The organism is Pseudomonas sp. GOM7, assembly GCF_026723825.1.
Taxonomy (GTDB): Bacteria; Pseudomonadota; Gammaproteobacteria; order Pseudomonadales; family Pseudomonadaceae; genus Aquipseudomonas.
Genome location: NZ_CP113519.1, coordinates 2676909 through 2691957 on the forward strand (window position 1 = coordinate 2676909; position 15049 = coordinate 2691957).

Here is a 15049-nt window from a genome sequence, read left to right on the forward strand (position 1 = left end):
TCAATTTCCCCTAAAGCGCAGCATCACCGCGCTCTCCAGTACGGATGCGCAATGCGTCGGTCAAAGGGGCCACGGCGACGATTCCATCACCGGGTACACCTGTGTGGGCGGCCTTCTCGATGGCATGGACGATCTCATCGGCAACTTCTTCTGAACAGAACGCCAGCAGCACGAGATGCTGATGGGCGTCGGGGTTCCACTCGTCGGCGATGTAGCTGTGATCCTTGCCGTGGCCACGTGGATGACCATGGGCGGGCAGGATGGTAAATCCAGGCAGGTGTGGCAGTGCATGCAAAGCTTGCTCGACGGCCTCAAGCCGGATCGGGCGAAAAATAGCTGTAACTTGTTTCATAGCTCGACTCCGAATTAGTGGTCATGGCTCGCGCCGGCTTTGCCAAGCTCAGCTTTGATCAGGAAGCTGTTCTTCAGCGCGTATCGATCGCCCGCCTTCAGACCCGAGATAACCTCGACGAAGCGGCCGTCGGATTTGCCCAGCTCAAGAGGCCGAGCTTCTAGCTGGTTATCGAAGCGGCCGAACACTACCTGCCAATCGCGAACGGTCTGGATCGCTTCGACCGCTACTGCAACGGGAACGTTGTTCTCCTCGGCAATCACCTCGACCGTCACTGGCAAACCAGGCCGCCATAGCCGATCTGGGTTAGCTAGCACGATGCGAGCAGTCGCTGAGCGGGTTTGCGCCCCAACCAGAGCGCTGACATAGGAAATGGAGCCCTTAGCCGTGGCGGCGAATGCGCTGGAGCTCACGACAACGTTTTGCCCTTCGGCGATTACGCCCAAGTCTTTCGCCGCGACGGTTGAGTCCACCCATACGGTCGACAAATCCGAGACGGTAAAGACTGCGGAATCCTCTTTGAGTACTTCACCAACAGAGATGCTTTTGCTGGTTATCACGCCATCGATAGGGGCACGAATCTCGAATTCGGTGAGATTCTGGCCTTTGGCCGGTGCACCGCCCAGCGAAGCGATTTGTTGCTGGACGCGCTGCACTGCGATAGCAGCTTCCTGCATGGCAACTTGCGCCTGCAGGAAGTCCTGCTCGGCGGAAATCTTCTCTTCCCACAATTGCTTTTCACGTGCATAGGTCGTGCGGGCAAGCGCAGAGCGTTGCTGGGCGGCCAGTAGCTCGCCACGCAGTTCGGCCAGCGCCTGGCTGGAGATTTTGGCCAATACCTGACCCTTGCTGACCGTATCGCCAGCACTAACCGCCACCGAGTCGACGCGCCCGGCAAGTTGCGGGGTCACCTGAACCGTGCGGTCACCGTTGTAACGAACCTCGCCGAGCACTTGCAGCGTGGAGGCGATTTTCGCGGGACCAGCAGTGGCGAGCGTGACGCCACCCTGCTCAAGCTGCGCATCCGTCATGGTCACGCGGCCCTCAACCTGCTCGTAACCGAACGAATAGCTCTTGCCACTGTGCGTGGCGCTGATGGAAACCTGGAATGAATGCGGCTCTACAACCGCGGCATCGCCACGTAGGTAGTTATTCTCTTTGCTGAAATTGATGATTTGCGCAGGTTGGCCAAGACGCAACAAGGTCACTTGCACCGTGCTTTCAGCAGGATTTAGAAGCTTGCCGTCCAGGTAGGTATAGAGCCTGAACTGAGGCTCTACGCCCTCCTCAAAAATCGTCACTTCAAGCGCATAATCACCCTCGGTGAAAAGCTTGCCGCCATGCTCGCCCTTGGTGGGTTCTACAGTTTCATGGTGCTCTTTATCTGCATGCTCATCGGCCTCTTCATGCTCGTCGGCCGAAGCCTCCCCGTGGTGCTCGGGATCTGCGTGAGCCGATACATCCTCATGACTCTCATCATGGCCATGGCCTTCCTCCCCGGACTTACCAGGGCTACCACTTAGAATCAGGCCCGCCACGGCTAAACCGATGACGACAACAGCCACAATCATCAGCCACTGCTTTCTGGGAGTTGTTGATGCCATTGGTAACTCCAAATTATCAAAAGTATTGAATTTGATTCATGCCCAGGCGGCGACTAAACGCGCTCAATAAACATGCAGCCGCCAGGAAAGCAGGCGAGGCTTCATGTCGCATGACGCGACCGTCTAAGGCGTTATGTAGGTGCGCAGAGATGCTTATTTTTTGAATTCGATGTTGAGTTGGGAGCCGTAAATCTTCTCCAAGCTCACCCAGGCCGAGATAGCTTCATCCAGGGTATTCAGGTACTGGGAGCGCATGCTTACGAGGGTGCGCTGAGCATCGAGTACATCGATAAAGGCAAACTTGCCCATCTCGAATCCACGTACTGCGCCCTCTACTGCTTGCTGCGCGGTCGGCAGCAGTGTGCCGCTGATCGAGTCGACTTCACTTCTAGCGCTTTCCCACTGCTCAAATGCCTGCTGGGCTTCCGCGCGCAGGCGGAGTTCTGCGGCATTGCGCAAATCCCGCGCTTGGTCAGCTCCTTGAGCAGCGGCCAGCACATTGCCTTGGTTACGGTTGAACAACGGAATAGGCATCGACAAGCCGAGCAAATTGACGCGCTCGCCAAGCCCTTCGTCGTATTGGCTGCCAACACTGACGGTGAGGTCTGGAATGCGCTGCGACTTTTCGAGTTCCAAGGAAGACTCGGCACGCTGGATGTGCGTGCTGGCCAGCCGTAGGTCCGCTGTATCTGTTATGCGTGCAAGCATCTCAGCCTGCGACGGCAGGTACGGCAGGCGCTCAAGATCACCCTCGACATGCGCGAAGTTCGGTGTCTCGGCACCCGTTATGAGCGCCAGTTGCTTGTAGGCATTGCTTTGATTGAGGCGTGCGCGATTCAGCTCCAGTTGAATTTCCGAAAGCTGCACCTGAGCACGCGAAATTTCGATTGGCGAAGCCTTGCCGGCCTTTACGCGCCCTTCGACCACCTGAAGTCCGCGACGGGCAAGGTCTAACGACTGAGTGGAAAGCTGCAGTCCTTCCTGGGCACGCAGGGCTGAGTAAAAGGCCTGGATGACCTCAGCGCGCAAGATGTTTTTCTTACGCTCCAGATCAATCGCCACCGCGTCCTGATCACGCTCAGACACATCAATACGCGCGCTACGCTTGCCGCCCAGCTCAATTGGCTGAGATACCTGAATGCTGGTAACGCGCGACTCACTGCGCGTGTCCTCAACGCTCCAGGACAACTCAGGATTCGGGATCAGCCCAGCTTGAGTACGAGCACCTTCGGCAATACCTGTATTCCATTGTGCTGCAGCGAACTCCTGGTTCTCAGTGAGCGCTTGCGCCAACGCCTCATCAATCGTTATTGACTGCCTTGTTGATTCGGCAGCAGTTGTTGGAACTGGAGCAATTAACAATGCAGCCAGTAGCCCTGATAACACACAGAACTTACCTACTCCAACTCCATGTCCGGCCATTGTTTTTACATGCACTTAAAAGTCCTCCGCAGAACTAACTCTGCTGGAATATAATGAAGGCCTTTATATTTATTAATCCCGAGGGATATCGAGGATCATTACTTGGGAAAATAAGTAGAAAGCCAATTCCCGGCAGAATGTAGTGCTCCACGCCTATCAGCAAGGTGACTGGAAAATTACAAATACGTTATCCAGCACCTTTCCAAGTAGGCCTGTATTAGTATTGGCAGCGCTCAAGAGAGCAGGCGATTTAGCGCCCAGCAACAACTAGAAACAAACACAGTTAAATAGCGGTTGCCTCGCGTGTAGCGCCCCGGGCAGCCCTGCCAGTCAAAAGTTGGGGGTTTTGGATAAGGGCAAGTACTGCGACACGTTGTCGCTTAACACCTTGGAGCCATGCGAAATAGGCATTACAGCTTGACCCTAAAGCCGCTTCAGGCTTTAGCCTTGGAGCAACCTGAAAAGCCGTAGGTCATATCCGTGACCGCCGATGAAAGAATTAAAACCACTCCGCAGCCACAACAAAAGAATATCTAAAAAATACTGGCTGCACATTTTAAGGTGAATTTTTATGCGAATCCTTATTGTCGAGGACGAGCCCAAGACTGCCGAATACTTACACCAAGGTTTAAGCGAAAGTGGCTATGTAGTTGATAAGGCAGCCACTGGCGTGGACGGTCTCCACCTTGTTAGGCAACACGCTTACGACTTGGTAGTGCTTGATGTAAACCTGCCTGAAATTGATGGCTGGGGCGTGCTTGAGCATATACGCAGTAACAGCAGTACACGCGTGATAATGCTGACTGCACGCGGGCGCTTAGTGGATAAAATTAAAGGCCTGGATTTGGGGGCAGATGATTATTTAGTCAAACCGTTCGAGTTCCCTGAATTACTTGCGCGAGTTCGTACATTGCTACGGCGAAGCGAGCAAATTCCAGTACCGGAAGTGCTGCGGGTAGCCGACCTTGAGCTTGATCCGGCGAGGCACCGCGCGTTCCGTGGTGAGCAGCGCATCGACCTGACCACTAAAGAGTTTGCGTTGCTGCACCTACTGATGCGCCGCTCTGGGGAAGTGCTATCGCGCACCCAGATCATTTCGCTGGTCTGGGATATGAATTTTGACTGCGACACAAACGTCGTCGAAGTCTCCATCCGCAGGCTACGCGCCAAAATTGATGATCCGTTCGATAACAAACTGATCCACACCCTCAGGGGTGTTGGGTACGTGCTTGAGGAACGGGCATGAAGCCGGCCAGTCTATCCATGCGCCTTGGCCTGTCGGTCAGCGTGATGGGGGCGGCACTGGTTGTTCTGCTAGCGGCACTCGCCTACTTCGCGCTTACCCATGAGCTGGACTCGTTGGCCAAGCAGAGTCTTGACGGCAAACTGGAGCAGATTCAGCACAATCTCGCCGAAGACATGAGTGCACATGCAATTGCCCAGCAACCTCACGAGTTGCTGGATCTGGTCATGGGGCATGACAACCTGCACCTGACGATCTACGGGAAAAAGTCAGGCACCAAATTACTCCTGAATCTGGGTGAGAAATCCAGGGAGCCCATTCTTGCCAACATACCAGCAGGCGATACCCCTAGTTACCAAAGCTGGTCGGATACTGAGGGAAACAACTTCCTGACCGCATCCAAGGTGATGCTGCTCAACGACGGCGACCACGTCAGGGTCTTACTCTCAATTGATCGATCTGCCGACGAAGCACTGCTCAGTGCCTACCTCAAGTCAACACTGATCGCACTCCCTCTTCTGCTCGCGCTGATTGGCATGGGCGCATGGTGGATCGTGCAGCGAGGCCTTTCTCCGCTCCGGCAATTTCGCCAGGTTGCATCGCTGATCTCCACACAGGATCTGACCCACCGAATTTCCGTGGATAAGCTTCCACAAGAACTCAGCGCGCTGGCCCACGGCATCAACTTCATGCTGCATCGACTTGATGGCGGCGTTCAGCAGCTATCGCAATTCTCTGATGACTTGGCCCATGAGTTGCGTTCGCCCATCACCAACCTGATGGGCAAAGCCCAGGTAACTCTCTCCAGAGAGCGTCCGCCAGAGGAATACAAAGCCGTACTGGAGTGCTGTACAGAAGAGCTTGAGCGCGTCACCCGGATTGTTTCCGACATGCTGTTTCTCGCTCAAGTCAGCCACCCGGCGTCCCTGGTTCCCTTCGAGAAGATTGCCCTAGAAGATGAGGCAAGACGCGTTGTGGATCTGTTCAGCATCTCCGCGGAAGAGAAGCAGATCAGCCTGAGCATTGTCGGAGCAGGCCTAACCTTCGGTGATCGGCTGATGGTGCAGCGCGCGATTTCAAACCTGTTGTCCAATGCGATTCGACATAGCCCCATCGGCGCAAACATTTCGTTGCTGATCGAAAAGCACAGCGAAACCGTATCGTTCTCGGTGGAAAACCCCGGGATTGGCATTCCCGCACAGCACATCCCTCATTTGTTCGAACGCTTCTACCGTGTCGATACCAGCCGCTCTCGTGCCGAAGGTGGAACAGGGCTTGGCCTGGCAATTGTTCGCTCGATCATGAGCCTGCATCAGGGCACGGTCGAGGTCAGCAGCCTGCCAGGCAGCTTCACCGTGTTCCGTTTGATCTTCCCCAAAGTCCGCAATGGTTCCTCGACCTAGACCCTGCAGGCGTACAGGCATAACGACCAGCCGAAGATTGGCTGCAGAGGAACCCGCCCCTATTCGGAGAGCACGGCATACAGCGACGGCTCCCCGATATGCCAACCCCCTGAGCATGGAGAAACAACAATGAAGAAGACCCTCTTGGCAGTCGCGGTGAGTACTGGGGTACTCAGTCTTAGCCAGCCAGCCTCCGCTGAATTTTTTGCAGACAGCAAAGCCGGTCTGGAAGCGCGTAACTTCTATTTCAATCGCGACTTCCGCCAAGACTCAGCCAGCCAATCAAAGCAGGAGGAATGGGCCCAGGGCTTCCTGCTGCGCTACGAATCCGGGTTCACCGAAGGGACAGTCGGCGTGGGCATCGACGCTATCGGCATGCTTGGCCTCAAGCTGGACTCCAGCGCCGATCGCTCAGGCTCGGGCCTGCTCAAGCGCGATAAAGAAGCACCTCGTGCCGCGCAGGATGAATATGGCGAGATGGGTTTAACCGCGAAGCTACGTGCTTCGAACAGCGTGCTGAAATTAGGCACGCTGCAACCCAAGCTGCCAACCGTCCAAGCGAACGACTCGCGCCTACAGCCACAGACCTTTCAGGGCGGACATCTCAACTCGCTGGAGATTGACGGGCTTACCTTTGATGCAGGCCAGCTCAAGCAAGTAAGCCAGCGCGACTCCTCCGATAGCGAAGACCTCAGCATTACCAGCGGCTCTGCCCGCGCTATCAGTGGCGGTGGAACCCAGACGAGCGATGAGTTCAGCTTTGCCGGGGCGACCTACAAATGGAACAGCAACCTGACCACTGGCTACAACTACGGCAACCTGGACGACTTCTACAAACTGCATATTTTCACTGTCCTGCATACCTTGCCGCTAGGTGACAAGCAGTCGCTAAAAACTGATCTTCGCTACGCCCGCTCCACCGATGAAGGCAACAGCAACGTCGACAACAAGGCATTCGGAGCAATGTTTACCTACGCCTTTGGTGGCCACGCCCTCGGTGTTGGCTACCAGAGCATGAGCGGAGACACCGGCTACGCCTACATCAACGGCACCGATCCGTTCCTGGTCAACTATGTGCAGATCGGCGACTTCGCCAACAAAGACGAAACCTCATGGCAGGCCCGCTATGACTTCAACTTTGCCAGCGTTGGCATCCCTGGCTTGACGTTCATGACCCGTTACCTGACTGGTGACAATATTGATCTAGGCGCAGGCAGCGCCGATGGTAAGGAATGGGAGCGCAATACTGACATCGCATATGTCTTCCAGGACGGTGCGCTGAAAAACCTGGGTGTGAAATGGCGCAACGCCACACTACGTTCAACCAATTTCGGCAACGATGTTGACGAGAACCGCCTGATCGTCAGCTACACACTTCCGCTGTTGTAATCATCAAACCTCAGCGCGGAACTAGTAGTCGAGTGCCGCGCTTAGAACCGCCCGCGCTGATAAAGTGATACTGCCGGAAGTTCAATTCCAAACATAAAGCTCCTCCCTCCATCAGATTACAAATAAGTAATCCTGCTGCGATCCTGGCGTTAGGTTCGTCTCGTTAAGCTCAAAGTACATGCATTTTGCTTGGCACGAGCTTTGATCGCCCCCCATGTTCGACCCTCTCACCATCGACCACCAACTAGCACAGATTTTCTTGACCAGCGCGCGCTGCGCCTGCTTTAGGCAGGCTGCACGCAGCCTAAACTTACATATCGTGCCGATGCGCAAAAAACTCAGGAAGCTGGAGGCAACTGTAGGTACCCCGCTATTCCTTTATAAAGGACGCGAGCTCAGCCTGAGCGCAACAGGACGTGAATTACAACAACTACTGATCCAGAAATTCGGTGACCTGCATCCAGAGGACGTCAGTGTCCAGCGAGCTCTGGTACGTCTTGCGGTGCCGACGGCACTGCTCACCGACCTGCTGGCCCGTGATTTGATCTCCTGGCTGCGTAATGACGCGGCCGTGAGACTAGAAATCATCCCACAGGAGGGCGAGCCCGAGAGGCTGGCAGAGGTCATGATTTGGATCACCGATCCCGGCACGCCAAGACCGACTCCAAGCTTTGCAATGACAACACCATTGATGCTTGCACGAATTCCCTATCGTGCCCATATGGCCAAACGTTATGCGGGTAAACGCCTACCGAGTTCTGTAGCCGACCTCAAGGATTTCATGCTGGTTCAGCTCGCGGGAAACACAACGGTTGACAGTTTCGAACCATGGAATCAGCTGATCCGTCAGCGCCAAAGCGCGGTCATTCAAGTGCATTCACAAGAGTGGGTCGTTGACTTGCTGCGTAACTCCTCCTGCATTGGCCTGCTACCTGGCTACATCTCCCATGTAGACCGTAACCTGCTGCCCCTTGACGAGTTATTCGAGACTGCCTTGGAACGGGTGGTCTGGATTTCAACGTCCCCGCTGGCAGCAGAGCAATCAGAAGTGCAGACACTGGTATCGCTCATCTACAAAGCCTTTGAAGATCGCCACAACTGGTTCACTCAGTAGCCCTGAGTAGTCCACAAGCAGCTAATTCACCAAATAGTCATCTCGCTGAAACAAACAAAAGTTTCCACTCCTGCATTGAAACCCTCGCCCTGTAAGGCTTTCATTCGCCCTCTCGATCATTGAAATAAAAATGTCATCGAAAGTATGTGCAAGTGTAATACGCCTACCCGAGCCTGCCCCACGTCTACCACACATGTTTTCGACGAGGATAATTACATGCTCATTGCTACCCCCAACTCTCAATGGCTTAACCGAGTCACGTGCGGGCTCCTGCTGAGCGCTGGAGGACTCGGTCTCAGTCAACCAGCGGCAGCTGATTTTTTGGCAGATAGCAAAGCTGGTCTGGAAGCGCGCAACTTCTATTTCAATCGTGATTTCCGCCAAGACTCAGCTAGCCAGTCAAAGCAGGAGGAATGGGCCCAGGGCTTCCTGCTGCGCTACGAATCCGGCTTCACTGAAGGGACAGTCGGCGTGGGTATCGACGCCATCGGCATGCTGGGTCTCAAGCTGGACTCCAGCGCTGATCGTTCAGGCACGGGCCTTCTAAAACGCAACAAAGAAGCACCTCGTGCAGCGCAGGATGAATATGGTGAGATGGGCTTAACCGCGAAGCTGCGCGCTTCAAACAGCGTGCTGAAACTGGGCACGCTGCAACCTCGACTGCCAACCGTCCAAGCAAACGATTCGCGCCTGCTGCCACAGACCTTTCAAGGCGGGCACCTGAATTCGCTGGAGATTGCCGGCCTGACCTTCGATGCCGGCCAGCTCAAACAAGTAAGCCAGCGCGACTCATCCGATAGCGAAGACCTCAGCATTACCAGCGGCGCAGCCCGCGCTATCAGCGGCGGCGGAACCCAGAATAGCGATGAATTCAACTTCGCCGGAGCAACCTACAAGTGGAACAGCAACCTAGCCACCGGCTACAACTACGGCAATCTAGACGGTTTCTACAAGCAGCATATTTTCACGGTCCTGCACACCTTGCCGCTAGGTGACAAGCAATCGCTGAAAACTGATCTGCGCTACGCTCGCTCCACCGACGAGGGCAACAGCAACGTCGACAACAAGGCATTCGGGGCGATGTTCACCTATGCATTTAGCGGTCACGCACTCGGTGTTGGTTACCAGAGCATGAGCGGAGACACCGGCTACGCCTACATCAACGGCACCGATCCGTTCCTGGTCAACTATGTGCAAATCGGTGACTTCGCCAACAAAGACGAAACCTCATGGCAGGTCCGCTATGACTTCAACTTTGCCAGCGTTGGCATCCCTGGCTTGACGTTCATGACCCGTTACCTGACCGGCGACAATATTGATCTAGGCGCAGGCGGTGCCGATGGTAAGGAGTGGGAGCGCAATACTGACATCGCCTATGTCTTTCAGGACGGTGCGCTGAAAAACCTGGGCGTTAAATGGCGCAACGCCACACTACGTTCAACCAACTTCGGCAACGACGTTGATGAGAACCGCCTGATCGTGAGCTACACCCTTCCACTGCTGTAATTAGCAATAATCCGTGCGTTGCACTGTTTGTGCAGCGCACGCATTTAGCGAAATGCACAGACGGCGACTATGGGGAGCCGCCAAGAGTGCATTACTACCGCTAACGATCGCCTCACCAAAGCTGACTTTCCAATGACCCACTCACTGATACCTGGGTAGAAATTGTTATCTTCGGTAGCCGACGCCTGTAATTGCTCTGACGAGTGCCAAACATAACTGACGTATCAAAACCTTTACTCTCAAAGAGTTTAGATCCATTACAGGAATGTAATTCTCGCTTCACGTTTGTGACAGGGTCTTGCGTTTATATTTTAATCACCACCTTGAAGGAGTGATTAAACATGAAAAACCTCAAAGTCATTGCTGCACTTTCCGCTATGGTTGTTTCCTCTGCAGCTCTGGCAGAAGGCGGCGCTGATCGTGTCTATGGTCGGATGATTCAGGCCAATGAGCAGGCCATGCAAGAGTATGCTGCCGCTAACGGAAAGAATCCGCCTGAAGTTATTCATTACCGCTACGGCATGAAACTCGATATCGCCAGGGTCGTGGCCACTACCCCGACGGACTCTAGCTGCGGTGTGATGCCGGCCCAGATGACCTACGAGGACTCCAATGGCGATCTGAATATTCTTGAATACCGGGCAGCCGGGACAGGTTGCCGTAATCAAAACTAGATAAATGACATCGCGCTGACTGAAATGTAATTTCCAAGTCACCCTGACGTTATTTGGCATGTGGAAATATGACCAAGGCGTGCCTGGCTATGCCCGGCGCGCTTGGCACATATATGCGACCACACAATGACAACTGCCAATAACATCAGGAGCATTTATGAATAACAGAACCCTGTTAGGACTTTCTCTGCTCACTCTGAGCGTCAGTACCGGGCAAGCTGCAATGGCCGCCGGCGAGAAAGGCGAGGGATTTATCGAAGGCAGCAGCCTGACCATTCTCAATCGAAACCTCTACTTCAACCGCGATTTCCGTAAAGGCCAGTCCAGCAGCTCGGGTAATGGCTATTCGGAAGAGTGGGCGCATGGCGTGATAGGCCGATTCGAGTCTGGCTACACCGAAGGCACCGTAGGCTTTGGTGTCGATGCCTTTGCAATGCTGGGACTCAAGCTGGATACAGGCGACGGTCGCTCTGGTGCAGGCGGCTCAGTCGATGTGATGCCGTATAACAGCCTCGGGCAGGCTGAGGACAACTACTCCAAGCTGGGCGGTGCAGTAAAAACACGGTTCATGGATACCGAAATCAAGGCAGGCGATGTCTTTCCTGTCAGCCCGGTCGTCCAGTACGGTGATGCGCGGCTTTTACCGGAGAGTTTCCGCGGCATCACCGTGGCCAACACCAGTGTGGAAGGACTGTCGCTTCAAGGCGGTCGCCTTCATTCGATGAGCCAACCCAACAGCAGCAGCATGCGTGACGGCTTCGCCACCTTCTACGCGGGCGAAGTCGACTCTCCATGGATCGCCTATTTCGGCGGTGACTACACGCTCAACGACAACCTGGGCTTCAGTCTCTACACCAGTCGGCTCAAGGATGCCTGGAATCAATACTATGCGGGCACCACGCTGAGCTATCCGCTTGCGGACGATGTCACCTTGATCGGTGGGTTGAACTACTACAAGGCAGTTGATGAAGGGAAGCAGCTCCTCGGGAGCTTCGATAACAACATCTGGAGCGGTAAGGTCGGCATCCAGTTCGGCGCGCACACCGTCCTGGTTGGACTCCAGCGCAACAACGGCGATGACGACTTCGACTACTTGCGCCAATCTGACTCCATCTACCTCGACAACTCCATTCAGTACAGTGACTTCAACTCGCCCAAGGAGAAGTCATGGCAGGTGCGCTATGACCTGGATATGGAGCCTTTCGGTGTGCCCGGACTGAGCTTCATGACTCGATATGCTCAGGGCTGGGATGCCGACTACAGCAACGCAAACGAAGTCTATATGCGCCGAGATGACAATGGCGATCCGTTGACCAACCAGAAGCGCTGGGAACGTGACATCGAGGCCAAGTACGTTGTGCAGTCTGGATCACTGAAGGACATGTCCTTCCGCATTCGACAAGCCACGACTCGCGCCACTGACTTCGAGTCGGATTTGGATGAGTTCCGCTTCATCGTCGAGTACCCACTGGAAGTGCTTTAACGCCAGTGCGCGAGCGGTGTGAATGCCGCTCGCATTTTGACTCTGCTGTCCCCTCTAGTGCTCCTTTGGTTTGGAGACAGCCCTTGGCGCCCGTCGGGCGCCTTTTTTACTTAGGGGAAGTGTGAAGAAGATCGGCCACTCGTTCCCAAGCGGCCGCGGTGGAATGGGCTGCTACTCGGCGGGATATTCTGCAACGACCTGATCGGCACCCGTCTTGGTCAAGCCAATGACCTGGTAGGCATGCTGTACGCCATCGACTTCCATGCCGGGGGAGCCCGCCGGCATCCCGGGAACAGCGATGCCCAGCAGATCATCGCGCTTGGTGAGTTCGATGACCTGAGCCGCCGGCACATGACCTTCGACGAACTTGCCGTCAATCACCGCGGTGTGGCAAGACGCTAACCGTGGCGCGACGCCCAGTCTTTGCTTCACTGCTGTCATGTTGCTTTCAACATGGTCGACGACTTTGAAGCCATTCGCTTCGAGGTGTGAAATCCACTTCTTGCAACATCCGCAATTGGCATCACGATGGACATCAATCGTCAGGGCATCAGCTGCTTGAACCGCAGACGTGACGGAGAGAGCGGCCAGTAAGGCCAGATATTTAGCTTTCATGTACGTGCTCTTTGCCATCGGCGTGGGTGTGGGTCTTGGGCGAGGCGTTCGGAGCCTGCTCGGCGTGATGATCACCTCCGTTGGACGACGCCTCATCTCCAGCATGGTGGTCATCGCCACTCATATCCGAATGGTGACCTGCCTTAGGTGCGGAGCCACCCTCGCTATCCGTAGCCGCGGCATCGTGATGACCAGGCTCTCCAGCATCACCTGATCCATGATGGTCATCGCCACCGCCACTATTGTCATGATGGCCAGGCTTGTTGTCGCCGTGCTGTCCTTCATGGTTATGCATCTGCGTTTCCCCACCACCGTGCTGATGGCCGCCACTGGATGCGACGAGTGTTTGGTATTGCTTGGCATCCATCGTCGGCAGTTGGTTGAGGAAGGCAACCATGCCCCAGATGTACTCGTCTCCCATGCTCTTGCCCCACGCAGGCATACCCGTTGCCTTGATGCCATGCTTGATCACCCAGAACGCTGCTGACGGATTGCCATCGACACCGATCTTGGCGAGGTTGGGAGGAGCAGGATAAAGCGATTGGCTCAACTCGGTCTCCGCCACACCTGGCGCCAAGTGGCAGCCGATGCACATGGAGTTGTAGTTGCCCGCACCGGCGCGAATAAGAGCTTTATCATCCAGGTTAGGAACCTCGATGTCCCGCGAACGGACCTCGATAGAGCGGTCACGGGCCATTGTGAGAAACGCATACACCGCAGGAAAATGGGGATCGTCGGCCCCCACATTGACCACGCCAAAATAGGCGCCGGCCAGGACAGCTGTGCTACCGACCACGCCGGCCGCCACCAAAGTTTTAATTGTTCTTTTCATGTCAGGTTCTCAAAACCACATCCGGATACCGGCTACAAAACGCGCCTCGTCTACATCACCGCCCTCGTCGCGGACCATGTCTGCCGTGTTGCCATAGGAGCGGCTCCAGGAGACCCCGACATAGGGGGCAAACTGCCTGACAATCTCGTAACGCAGACGCAAGCCGAGCTCAGTATTGGCCAACCCCGATCCGACACCACGCTCAGGATCGTTCTTGCCGTAGAAGTTCATTTCGGCAGTTGGCTGGAGTATCAGTCGGTTGGTCAGCAGAATGTCGTACTCGCCCTCCAGTCGGGCAGCGGTCTGGCCATTCTCACCTACGAAGGCGGTGGCTTCGGCCTCGAAGGCGTAAAGCGCCATGCCCTGAACGCCGAAGGCGGCCCAAGTCTGCGGCGACTCGGGTTTGAAGTCCTGGCGAACGCCCGCGACGACGTCCCACCAAGGGCCGATCGAGCGGCCGTACAGCAACTGCAACTCCGCATCCTCAGTCACGCCGTTGGTACGCTCGCCTTCGGAGCGGAACCAGACCCGGTTGATGTCACCGCCTACCCAGCCCGACGCATCCCAGGCCAGGGTGCTGCCCTCATCTGCATCCTGGTATTCGAGCTGATCGAGCAGGAAAAAGCTGTTGATGGCGCTGTCGTGCACCTTATGGCCAGGTAGAGGCGGGAAAGCCGCTTGGCGATCAGCATCCGTCAGAACGGGAATCGGCGTACGGCTGGTGGTTCTTGGGTCTTCAGTGGAGCCATGGTTCATCTTTGAATGATCCATGCCTTCCATCTGCCCTTGCATGGCGCCATGGTTCATCTTGCTGTGGTCCATGACTGGAGCCTTATCTTGGCTCTGGCTGTGGCCCATTTGGCTATGATCCATGCTGCCCGAAGCACCCTGTATGGCACCATGGTCCATCTTGCTGTGATCCATGCCCTCCATCGGCGCTTTGGTAGCGCCGTGGTTCATCTGGCTATGGTCCATCGACATGGCGCCGTGCCCCATTGCCGAATGATCCATTTCTTCCGCAGCCAAGGTAACGCCGCCGCTGAACGCACTCAGCGACACAGCCAGCGCCAAGAGAGATGGACGTGAAAACTTAGTGGTCATGGTTCGAACCTGCTTCGGCTTCGGTGCCGCCATGCTTATCCATCATGTTTTCGTGATTCATGCCGTCATGCTTCATGTCTCCGTGATCCATGGCGCCATGATCCATCTGCTGGCCAGTCGCCTTATCCTTCGACTGATCTGCGTGATTGCCACTGGCGGTCTTGGGCGCAGCCGACTCGGCAGCATGTTGTTCGTGCTCACTGTGCCCCTCACCTGCCAACGAAACCGGTGCGTGCAGGGCAGCCAATAAGCTAAACATGACTGCGCTGCCAGTCAGGGCATTTCGCTTCATAAAAGTGCTCATCAGAAAT

General features: G+C 55.4%; 14 protein-coding genes. 7 read left to right on the forward strand and 7 right to left on the reverse strand.

All coding sequences use genetic code 11. The features are described 5' to 3' along the window. Positions 1-10: 10 nt before the first annotated feature. The 3 genes from OU800_RS12140 to OU800_RS12150 form a co-directional block, all read right to left on the reverse strand. Positions 11-352, reverse strand: a complete 342-nt coding sequence (locus OU800_RS12140) for a P-II family nitrogen regulator (RefSeq protein WP_045733421.1) — start codon at positions 350-352, stop codon at positions 11-13. 14 nt (positions 353-366) lie between these two features. Continuing rightward, positions 367-1956 carry an efflux RND transporter periplasmic adaptor subunit gene (locus OU800_RS12145; protein WP_045733422.1) on the reverse strand — a complete coding sequence of 530 codons (1590 nt, stop codon included), beginning with the start codon at positions 1954-1956 and terminating at the stop codon, positions 367-369. Between the two features lie 153 nt (positions 1957-2109). Continuing rightward, positions 2110-3378, reverse strand: coding sequence for a TolC family protein (locus OU800_RS12150; protein ID WP_045733423.1), 1269 nt, complete (start codon positions 3376-3378; stop codon positions 2110-2112). A 571-nt stretch (positions 3379-3949) separates the two neighbouring features. Between OU800_RS12150 and OU800_RS12155 the strand changes: the two genes are divergently transcribed. The 7 genes from OU800_RS12155 to OU800_RS12185 all read left to right on the forward strand — a co-directional run bounded on the left by OU800_RS12155 (position 3950) and on the right by OU800_RS12185 (position 12190). Further along, a complete protein-coding gene (locus OU800_RS12155) occupies positions 3950-4624 on the forward strand; it encodes a heavy metal response regulator transcription factor (RefSeq protein WP_061239415.1) in 675 nt (224 codons plus the stop codon). Then, the gene (locus OU800_RS12160; RefSeq protein ID WP_045733424.1) at positions 4621-6024 is read left to right on the forward strand and encodes a heavy metal sensor histidine kinase; all 1404 of its coding nucleotides are present in this window, start codon (positions 4621-4623) and stop codon (positions 6022-6024) included. The genes OU800_RS12155 and OU800_RS12160 overlap by 4 nt, the downstream gene beginning before the upstream one ends. Before the next feature lie 129 nt (positions 6025-6153). Continuing rightward, the gene (locus OU800_RS12165; RefSeq protein ID WP_059392064.1) at positions 6154-7413 is read left to right on the forward strand and encodes an OprD family porin; all 1260 of its coding nucleotides are present in this window, start codon (positions 6154-6156) and stop codon (positions 7411-7413) included. Between the two features lie 214 nt (positions 7414-7627). Beyond that, positions 7628-8527 (forward strand): LysR family transcriptional regulator, encoded by a 900-nt coding sequence (locus OU800_RS12170; RefSeq protein ID WP_017679356.1) that lies wholly within the window; start codon positions 7628-7630, stop codon positions 8525-8527. Between the two features lie 216 nt (positions 8528-8743). Further along, positions 8744-10033, forward strand: a complete 1290-nt coding sequence (locus OU800_RS12175) for an OprD family porin (RefSeq protein ID WP_059392063.1) — start codon at positions 8744-8746, stop codon at positions 10031-10033. Positions 10034-10374: 341 nt separating this feature from the next. Beyond that, positions 10375-10707 (forward strand): DUF2790 domain-containing protein, encoded by a 333-nt coding sequence (locus tag OU800_RS12180; RefSeq protein WP_017675718.1) that lies wholly within the window; start codon positions 10375-10377, stop codon positions 10705-10707. Positions 10708-10864: 157 nt separating this feature from the next. Beyond that, positions 10865-12190, forward strand: a complete 1326-nt coding sequence (locus tag OU800_RS12185) for an OprD family porin (RefSeq protein WP_059392062.1) — start codon at positions 10865-10867, stop codon at positions 12188-12190. 171 nt (positions 12191-12361) lie between these two features. Here the strand turns inward: OU800_RS12185 and OU800_RS12190 are convergent, their stop codons facing one another. The 4 genes from OU800_RS12190 to OU800_RS12205 are packed head-to-tail and all read right to left on the reverse strand — an operon-like array spanning position 12362 to position 15042. After that, complete coding sequence (locus OU800_RS12190; RefSeq protein ID WP_059392061.1) at positions 12362-12805, reverse strand: DUF411 domain-containing protein; 444 nt, start codon at positions 12803-12805, stop codon at positions 12362-12364. After that, complete coding sequence (locus OU800_RS12195) at positions 12795-13637, reverse strand: c-type cytochrome (protein ID WP_059392060.1); 843 nt, start codon at positions 13635-13637, stop codon at positions 12795-12797. Before OU800_RS12195 ends, OU800_RS12190 begins: the two co-directional genes overlap by 11 nt. A gap of 9 nt (positions 13638-13646) precedes the next feature. After that, positions 13647-14738: a copper resistance protein B gene (locus OU800_RS12200; protein ID WP_059392059.1), complete on the reverse strand. Its 1092-nt coding sequence runs from the start codon at positions 14736-14738 to the stop codon at positions 13647-13649. Then, positions 14728-15042: a hypothetical protein gene (locus OU800_RS12205; protein ID WP_059392058.1), complete on the reverse strand. Its 315-nt coding sequence runs from the start codon at positions 15040-15042 to the stop codon at positions 14728-14730. The genes OU800_RS12200 and OU800_RS12205 overlap by 11 nt, the downstream gene beginning before the upstream one ends. Positions 15043-15049 lie beyond the last annotated feature (7 nt).

Coding starts and splice junctions, on each gene's coding strand:
- OU800_RS12140 (WP_045733421.1), bottom strand. CDS start 352: ATGAAACAAGTTACAGCTATTTTTCGCCCGATCCGGCTTGAGGCCGTC.
- OU800_RS12145 (WP_045733422.1), bottom strand. CDS start 1,956: ATGGCATCAACAACTCCCAGAAAGCAGTGGCTGATGATTGTGGCTGTT.
- OU800_RS12150 (WP_045733423.1), bottom strand. CDS start 3,378: ATGGCCGGACATGGAGTTGGAGTAGGTAAGTTCTGTGTGTTATCAGGG.
- OU800_RS12155 (WP_061239415.1), top strand. CDS start 3,950: ATGCGAATCCTTATTGTCGAGGACGAGCCCAAGACTGCCGAATACTTA.
- OU800_RS12160 (WP_045733424.1), top strand. CDS start 4,621: ATGAAGCCGGCCAGTCTATCCATGCGCCTTGGCCTGTCGGTCAGCGTG.
- OU800_RS12165 (WP_059392064.1), top strand. CDS start 6,154: ATGAAGAAGACCCTCTTGGCAGTCGCGGTGAGTACTGGGGTACTCAGT.
- OU800_RS12170 (WP_017679356.1), top strand. CDS start 7,628: ATGTTCGACCCTCTCACCATCGACCACCAACTAGCACAGATTTTCTTG.
- OU800_RS12175 (WP_059392063.1), top strand. CDS start 8,744: ATGCTCATTGCTACCCCCAACTCTCAATGGCTTAACCGAGTCACGTGC.
- OU800_RS12180 (WP_017675718.1), top strand. CDS start 10,375: ATGAAAAACCTCAAAGTCATTGCTGCACTTTCCGCTATGGTTGTTTCC.
- OU800_RS12185 (WP_059392062.1), top strand. CDS start 10,865: ATGAATAACAGAACCCTGTTAGGACTTTCTCTGCTCACTCTGAGCGTC.
- OU800_RS12190 (WP_059392061.1), bottom strand. CDS start 12,805: ATGAAAGCTAAATATCTGGCCTTACTGGCCGCTCTCTCCGTCACGTCT.
- OU800_RS12195 (WP_059392060.1), bottom strand. CDS start 13,637: ATGAAAAGAACAATTAAAACTTTGGTGGCGGCCGGCGTGGTCGGTAGC.
- OU800_RS12200 (WP_059392059.1), bottom strand. CDS start 14,738: ATGACCACTAAGTTTTCACGTCCATCTCTCTTGGCGCTGGCTGTGTCG.
- OU800_RS12205 (WP_059392058.1), bottom strand. CDS start 15,042: ATGAGCACTTTTATGAAGCGAAATGCCCTGACTGGCAGCGCAGTCATG.